Genomic DNA, 1,025 nt, shown 5'->3' on the forward strand with positions numbered 1-1,025 from the left:
ATCACGGACGTGGAGGGGACTACGTGACAACGGGGATGGAGGGCTTCGCCGCGCAGGCAGGAAACCTGGCCGGGCAAGCCCAGGGCCTGCGCGCAGCCGTCGACGCCGGGCACCTCGTCATGGACCCGCAAGCCGCCGAGCGCGTCGCCCGAGTCTACGAGGACAAGGCCGACGACATCCGAGGATGCAGCAGTGCTGCTCAACGGTTGATCACCAACGGTGTTTACGGCGACTGCTTCATCGGGCGCGGTCTTGAGAAGAAATTCAACGAGAAGCTGACCGGGACGGGAGGAGCGCCGGACGCCGGGCTCATCCCGATCCTCCGCAAGATGGAGAAGATTCTGCGTGACATGGCGCAGGCATATCGGGACTCAGCACGGGACATGCGGAACACCGATGAAAACCGCGCTCACGACTTGCGAAAGAGCGTCTGATCTGATGGTTACCATGCACACGAAACGCTCACTGGCTGCGGCGGCGTTCGCCGTTGTCGGTGCTCTGGCCACCGCTTGCTCCGGTGGTCAGAGAATCGAAACGCCACCCACGCAGCAGGAAGCCAAGGACGTTCTTGCCAGTTTCGATCCCTGCCAAGCTCTCACACCGCAAGAGATCCAAGCCTTCGGGGCAGCGCCGAACGGCGAGCCGAGCGACCTCGGGGTCGGCGAAGTCGGTTGCGACTTCAAGGGCGAGGAATTCGAGTTCGGAGTGCTGAAGGCCGAAACCAGCGACCAGGCTTACTGGGAGCAGCGACGGAACAATTTCGATGCATTCACTCCCAACCAGGTCGGATCACACAGCGGATTCTCCGGTATTGCCCTCAGCGGTAAAGGTCAGGGTGTCTGCCGCCAGGGCATGTACGTCGGCAAGGGCTCGGTGATCGTCGACATCACCTACAGCGCGGACAAGATTCCGAGCGACGAGGCGACGTGCGCCAAGGCGATGGAGATCGCGCGGCTCGTTGAGCCGAAGTTGCCGAAGTAAGGCACATCGAGGGGGAACGACGTGGGGAACTGGTTCACCAACGG

At 62.4% G+C, this 1,025-nt stretch carries 2 protein-coding genes; both read left to right on the plus strand.

Annotation, left to right across the window (positions count from 1 at the left end):
* Positions 1–434: hypothetical protein (locus tag IEY17_RS24995; protein WP_308424027.1), on the plus strand; the 434-nt coding region annotated here is incomplete at its 5' end.
* A gap of 13 nt (positions 435–447) precedes the next feature.
* Positions 448–981 (plus strand): DUF3558 family protein, encoded by a 534-nt coding sequence (locus IEY17_RS25000; protein WP_188991934.1) that lies wholly within the window; start codon positions 448–450, stop codon positions 979–981.
* Positions 982–1,025: the final 44 nt, after the last annotated feature.

Origin of the sequence: Saccharopolyspora thermophila (assembly GCF_014646075.1) — a bacterium.
GTDB classification, from domain to species: domain Bacteria; phylum Actinomycetota; class Actinomycetes; order Mycobacteriales; family Pseudonocardiaceae; genus Saccharopolyspora; species Saccharopolyspora thermophila.